The organism is Rhodococcus sp. CX (genome assembly GCF_015865005.1).
GTDB lineage: Bacteria > Actinomycetota > Actinomycetes > Mycobacteriales > Mycobacteriaceae > Rhodococcus.
Window position 1 is genome coordinate 1 of record NZ_JADZGH010000018.1, and the last position, 5,443, is coordinate 5,443.

The window sequence follows — 5,443 nt, forward strand, 5'->3', positions numbered from 1 at the left end:
GACGAGGTCCGCGCCCGCCTCGGCCGACCCACGATCCTGGTCAACAATGCCGGGCTCAGCCTGGATTCGCCGTTCCTCGACATCACCCCGGAACTGTGGGCGCGTTCGATCGCGATCAACCTGACCGGCACGTTCGACTGCTGCCAGGTCGTGCTGCAGGACATGATCGCAGAAGGCTGGGGACGCATCGTCAACATCTCGTCGTCGAGCGTGCACAGCGGCTCCCCGGGTCTGGCCGGGTACGTGTCCGCGAAGTCCGGAGTGGTGGGACTGACCAAGGTTCTCGCGCTCGAATTCGGCCGGCACGGCATCACCGTCAACACGATCCCACCCGGGTTCATCGATACCCCGATGCTGCGCCGAACCGTCGAGAAGGGGTTCGTCGACCTGGACGCTCAGACCGCGAGGACGCCGGTCGGACGGATCGGCCGGCCGTCCGATGTCGCTGCGGCCTGCGCGTTCCTCGTCGGCGAGGAGGCCGGATACATCACGGGCCAGGTGTTCGGAGTCAACGGTGGCCGCAACACCTGACGAACCGGTGTGCCTTTCCGGCGGTCCTGACCGCCACAAAGACACACCGGCCGGAACCGCGCGCATTCCCGCTGCCGCTGTAGCGGACTGGGCTCCCGAATTCGTGCAGTACGTCCGGGCGTTCCGCTCGTCCGTCGCGAGCGCCCCGACCGAGGAGGGACGTGCCTCCGGCTCGAATCTTCTCGGCACCCTCGCCCGCCATCCCGGCCTGGCCACCGCGTTCCTCGGCTTCAACAATCACCTGTTGCGCGGGACATCCCTCTCACCCCGGTGGCGTGAGCTGCTCGTGCTGCGGGTCGCGCACCGTCGCAGCTCGGACTACGAGTGGGCACAGCACGTGCTGCTGGCCCGCAAGGCCGGGATCACCGACGCCGAAATCTCCCTGGTTGCGGACGATGGCGGTGCGGAACCCCTCATCCCGCTGGAACGGTCGATGCTCGCAGCGGTCGACGAACTGCTCGACGACGGCGCGATCGGCAGCCGGACGTGGGCGATCCTGTCCGCAGAGCTCGACGAACATCAGCTGATGGATCTCGTCTTCACCGTCGGCGCCTACTCGACGCTGGCAATGGCGTTGCGCTCGTTCGGGATCGAGCCCGAGGACGAACTGCTCCCCCACCTGCCGTCCGCAACCGACGGCGGGGGCGTGCCCCGCTGATCCGCGGCGTTCATCCTGGCACCGCGCCGCCGACCTACCTGCTACCCTGCCCTGTTTTCCGAGCGAATGTATCGCTCAGTCGATTGAAGGAGACGAACGGTACATTCGCTCGGAAACGGTGGATCGCTGCGGTGTCCTCGAACGGCAGCAGCGGCAGTCGGACGCACGGCGTGGAAATCCTTCCCTGCGCGTGGAGCACCGCCTTGATGACGGTCGGGTTGGGGCCGGACATGAGCGCCGATACGGGACCGACGAGCCGGTTGCCCAGGTCCCGCGCCTGCTCGACCCGCCCGGCGCGCCACAGCCGGAACAGGTCGGCGAATTCGGCCGCGTAGACGTTGGCGGTCGCCGCGATCGCTCCCGCTGCCCCCATCGCGAACAACGGTGAAACCAGGGTGTCTTCACCGGCGAGAACCGAGAACGGATCCGGACGCTCGGCGAGCAGGCGCGCGGTATCGGTATCGACCGCACCGACGGCCTGTTTGATGCCGACGATCCGCGGATGTTCCGCCAGCCGCACGATCGACTCGCAGCCGAGTTGCTGCCCGGTGCGATACGGCACGTTGTACAGGACGATCGGCACCGGGCTGCGGTCGGCGACGTGCTCGAAGTGCGCGACGACACCGGCCTCGGTCGGGCGCGTGTAGTACGGCACCACCACCAGCGCGGCTGTGACATCGGGCTGCTCCCCCAGCTCGTCGAGGGCGCGCACGGTGCCGGCCGTGTCGTTGGTTCCGGCGCCGACGAGCAGCGGACCCGCCGCTCGCGGCACACCGCGGCGCAGATCCGCACCACCTCGCGGCGTTCCTGCGGACTCAGCGACGCCGCCTCGGCCGTAGTGCCCAGTGCGACGAGTCCGGCGGCGCCGTCGTCGATCACGATGTGCGCGAGGCGCTCCAGATCCGCGAGGGCGATCTCGCCGGTGTCGGTGAACGGGGTCACGAGCGGGACGAGGATTCCCGAGGGGTGGTAGGTCATGTGCCCAGCCTCGGCCCACAAAGGCTGTAGGTCCAGTTACTCTTCATGACGCAATACGTAAGCTGAACTGATGCTCGATATCCGCAAACTCCGTCTGCTGCGCGAACTCGCCCACCGCGGCACCATCGCGGCGGTCGCGGAAGCGCTGTCCTACACCCCGTCGGCGGTCTCGCAGCAACTGTCCGCCCTCGAACGCGAAGCCGGCCGTCCGCTGCTGATCCGCACCGGTCGTCGCGTGCGCCTGACCGCGGCGGGAACGGTTCTCGTCGAGCACACCGAGGTGATCCTGGCCGACCTGGAACGGGCGTCGGCCGCACTCGCGGCGAGCGAGACCGGGCTGACCGGATCGGTTCGCCTCGGTGCATTTCCGACCGCGCTGCGGACGATCGTGCTCCCCGCTCTGATCGAGCTGCGACGCACCGAGCCGGGACTGGAACCGACGCTCACCGAGGTCGACCCCGCCGATGTGCCGGATCTGCTCCGCGGAGATCACCTGGACATCGCGCTCGTCCACGAATACGACAACGTGCCGTCCACGATGGGCGCGGGGATCGAACTCGAACCGCTGCTCGACGAAGCCGTGTACCTCGCGTCGCAGACCGCTCCGGAGGTGCCCGCGGACGCCGCGATCGGCAGCCACGCCACGAGCCGCTGGATCGTCGGCAACCCCGGCACGCTCTGCCACACCATGGCGGTGCGCAGCTGCCGGAACCACGGTTTCGAACCTCGGGTGGCCCATCGCATCGACGACTTCGCCGGTGTGCTGCAACTGGTTGCGGCCGGCGCCGGAGTCGCGCTCGTTCCGCAACTCGCCGTGACCGACGTGCCCGAGGGCGTGATTCTCACAGCCCTGCCGATCGGCCGGCGGACCCGTATCGCGTACCGCGCCGGTAGCCGGTCACAGCCGATCCTCGCCGCCGCCGCATCCGAATTGCACCGCGCTGCACAGTCTTTCCGAGAGGAATAGAAGAGTCGGGAAACGTCTCGAATCCGCATATTGCTGGAATAAAACAACTTTCGATTTACAGGTCCGGTATCGGCAACTGCGCCAACGGATCAGAACGTTCCCGGCAATCCGCTCGAAACCGACGCCATCACTAATCGAATTCCCTTTGTACCTTTGCGATTTCGACAGCTAGCCACCGGGGACACCTGGGGTACAAGGGCGTAGGAATTGCGCGAATCAACTGTCATCACTCGGGAAGTGATCATCATGCCGGTTACCGAAGAATCCGTCGTCATCCCCCGCCCCGTTTCGGAAGTGTGGGATTTCCTCATCGAGGCGCACAATTGGCCGTCCTGGGAATCGTCGATGCTCGAATGCGAACAGATCACCGACGGGGACGTCGAGGTGGGCACCCGCTGGCGCGGGGTCAGCCGTGTCCTGGGAAAGCGTGTCGACTGGGAGTCCGAGTTCACCGAGTATCGACCGCTGAAGGCCACCACAGCCAAGTCCGTGGACGGCAACAAGGTGGGTTTCAGCGCGAGCACGAAGTTCGAGGAGGCAGACGGCGGAACCCGGTTGACCTATCGTCTCGAGACCGAGAGCGGGCTCGGAGGAATCTTCGGAAAGCTGGCCGACCCCATCGTCAGCACGGCGTACTCGCGTGTGGTGCGCGCCAGCCTGGACAACCTCTCCGACCTGCTCACCGCCGAGCAGGAGTGAGTCAGCCCTCCGCCGCGAGCTGACCGCAGGCCGCCGCGATCTCCTGACCGCGGGTGTCGCGCACGGTGCACGAGACGCCCTGTGCCTGCACGCGCCGCACGAACTCGCGCTCGACGTCCTTGGGGCTGGCATCCCACTTGCTGCCCGGAGTCGGGTTGAGCGGGATCAGGTTCACGTGCACGAGCGGACCGAGCGCCTTGTGCAGCTTCTTGCCGAGCATGTCGGCGCGCCACGGCTGGTCGTTGACGTCCCGGATCAGGGCGTACTCGATCGACACCCGGCGACCGGTCTTGTCCGCGTAGTACCGCGCCGCGTCGAGCACCTCGGAGACCGACCAGCGGTTGTTGACCGGCACGAGCGTGTCGCGCAGTTCGTCGTCGGGGGTGTGCAGCGAGACGGCGAGCGTGACGTGCAGGCCCTCGTCGGCGAGTCGGCGGATCGCCGGGGCCAAGCCGACCGTCGACACGGTCACCGACCGCTGCGACAGCCCGAGGCCCTCCGGCGCCGGGGAGGTGATGCGGCGAACCGCGGCGACGACCCGCTTATAGTTCGCGAGCGGCTCCCCCATCCCCATGAACACCACGTTCGACAGCCGGCCCGGTCCCCCGGCGACGTCGCCGTCGCGCAGGGCCGCGGCCGCGGCTCGGACCTGATCGACGATCTCCGCTGTGGACAGGTTGCGGTTCAGTCCGCCCTGCCCGGTCGCGCAGAACGGGCAGGCCATGCCGCAGCCGGCCTGGCTGGAGATGCACAGGGTCGCCCGGTCCGGGTAGCGCATGAGGACGCTCTCGAGCAGCGTGCCGTCGCCGGCCCGCCACAGCGTCTTGCGCGTTTCCCCGCCGTCGCATGCGATGTGCTTGACGGCAGTCAGCAGCGGCGGGAACAACGCCTCGCCGACCTTCTCCCGCATCGCCGCGGGCAGGTCGGTCATCTTCTCCGGATCCGCCTCGAGCCGCCCGTAGTACTGGCGGGCGAGCTGGTCGGCGCGGAACGCGGGCAGCCCGAGTTCGCGCACCGCCTCACGCCGCTGCTCGGAGTCGAGGTCGGCGAGGTGACGCGGGGGCATACCGCGCTTGGGCGCATCGAAAACCAGGGGCAGGGAAGAAGCCATAATCACCGATTATCCCATGATGCGGGCGCTGCCCCGGTGTGCGATCGGTAACGGCGACTGTGCCCGGTCGGCCCCGGTGCCCCAAACCGCGAGACTGGCGCCCGAAACCGCGAGACCATCTAAGAATGTCCACCCGGATCCGCCCCGAACTCGCCCGCTCGTGGCTGCTCGTGCCCGGGAACGCACCGGACCGTTTCGACCCGGCCGCGACCTCCCCCGCCGATGCGGTCGTGCTCGACCTCGAGGATGCCGTGCCGGCCGCCGACAAACCCGGCGCACGTGCCGGAGTCGTCGACTGGTTCCGCGGCGGCGGCGAAGCCTGGGTTCGGATCAACGACGCCACCACCCCCTACTGGGCCGAGGACCTGGACGCGGTGGCCGGGCTTCCCGGCCTGGAAGGCGTGATGCTCGCGAAGACCGAGAGCGGTCAACAGGTCGACGCGACCGCCGACCGGCTACCGGAGAACACCCGGATCCTCGTGCTGATCGAGTCCGCGAC

Annotated in this window: 7 protein-coding genes and 1 pseudogene; 5 read left to right on the forward strand and 3 right to left on the reverse strand. The window is 68.1% G+C overall.

What is annotated here, in order from left to right; genetic code table 11:
• Positions 1-531 (forward strand): SDR family NAD(P)-dependent oxidoreductase (locus I0Q12_RS01430; protein WP_197250261.1); only part of this gene is annotated, 531 nt, incomplete at its 5' end.
• Positions 515-1,189, forward strand: a complete 675-nt coding sequence (locus I0Q12_RS01435; RefSeq protein WP_307845970.1) for a carboxymuconolactone decarboxylase family protein — start codon at positions 515-517, stop codon at positions 1,187-1,189. The genes I0Q12_RS01430 and I0Q12_RS01435, both read left to right, overlap by 17 nt.
• Positions 1,190-1,223: 34 nt before the next feature.
• Here the strand turns inward: I0Q12_RS01435 and I0Q12_RS01440 are convergent, their stop codons facing one another.
• Positions 1,224-1,961 (reverse strand): dihydrodipicolinate synthase family protein, encoded by a 738-nt coding sequence (locus tag I0Q12_RS01440; protein ID WP_307845971.1) that lies wholly within the window; start codon positions 1,959-1,961, stop codon positions 1,224-1,226.
• Between the two features lie 59 nt (positions 1,962-2,020).
• Positions 2,021-2,167: pseudogene (locus tag I0Q12_RS34580) on the reverse strand (dihydrodipicolinate synthase family protein); the annotation flags it as partial.
• 70 nt (positions 2,168-2,237) lie between these two features.
• Here I0Q12_RS34580 and I0Q12_RS01445 point away from each other — a divergent pair.
• Together I0Q12_RS01445 and I0Q12_RS01450 are read left to right on the forward strand one after the other, a co-directional pair.
• Entirely contained in the window at positions 2,238-3,134 is an 897-nt protein-coding gene (locus tag I0Q12_RS01445) for a LysR family transcriptional regulator (RefSeq protein WP_197250263.1), read from the forward strand.
• Between the two features lie 246 nt (positions 3,135-3,380).
• The gene (locus I0Q12_RS01450) at positions 3,381-3,833 is read left to right on the forward strand and encodes an SRPBCC family protein (RefSeq protein WP_197250264.1); all 453 of its coding nucleotides are present in this window, start codon (positions 3,381-3,383) and stop codon (positions 3,831-3,833) included.
• A 1-nt stretch (position 3,834) separates the two neighbouring features.
• Here I0Q12_RS01450 and rlmN read toward each other — a convergent pair whose 3' ends face one another.
• Positions 3,835-4,944 carry a 23S rRNA (adenine(2503)-C(2))-methyltransferase RlmN gene (gene rlmN / locus I0Q12_RS01455; protein ID WP_197250265.1) on the reverse strand — a complete coding sequence of 370 codons (1,110 nt, stop codon included), beginning with the start codon at positions 4,942-4,944 and terminating at the stop codon, positions 3,835-3,837.
• Positions 4,945-5,069: 125 nt separating this feature from the next.
• Here rlmN and I0Q12_RS01460 point away from each other — a divergent pair.
• A partial coding sequence (locus I0Q12_RS01460; RefSeq protein WP_231609811.1) for a CoA ester lyase occupies positions 5,070-5,443 on the forward strand: 374 nt, incomplete at its 3' end.

Excerpts from the sequence above, each read along its gene's own strand:
- I0Q12_RS01445 (WP_197250263.1), top strand. The coding sequence starts at position 2,238 with ATGCTCGATATCCGCAAACTCCGTCTGCTGCGCGAACTCGCCCACCGC.
- I0Q12_RS01450 (WP_197250264.1), top strand. The coding sequence starts at position 3,381 with ATGCCGGTTACCGAAGAATCCGTCGTCATCCCCCGCCCCGTTTCGGAA.
- rlmN (WP_197250265.1), bottom strand. The coding sequence starts at position 4,944 with ATGGCTTCTTCCCTGCCCCTGGTTTTCGATGCGCCCAAGCGCGGTATG.